Raw genomic sequence first — 259 nt, forward strand, 5'->3', positions numbered from 1 at the left:
GCCCACCACGACGGCGGCGGGCGACGGCACCTCGCGGGCGATCTCGGCGATCATCGACGGCGCGCCCAGGCACCCGACCTCCTCATCATAGGAAAAAGCGAGGTGCAGGGGTCGTGCGCCCCCCTGTTGCGCCACATAAGGCGCAACCGCCAGCGATAGCGCTAGAAACCCCTTCATGTCGCACGTACCCCGCCCGAACAGCCGGTCGCCGCGCCGGGTCAGCCGCCACGGGTCGCTGGTCCAGGGCTGGCCATCGATG

1 protein-coding gene is annotated in these 259 nt (G+C 70.3%); it reads right to left on the reverse strand.

From position 1 onward, the window contains the following. Nucleotides 1–258: M20/M25/M40 family metallo-hydrolase (locus AC3II9_RS21975; RefSeq protein ID WP_489158842.1), on the reverse strand; the 258-nt coding region annotated here is incomplete at its 3' end. Nucleotide 259: the final 1 nt, after the last annotated feature.

This window comes from Lysinibacillus sp. RU7, from assembly GCF_057837305.1.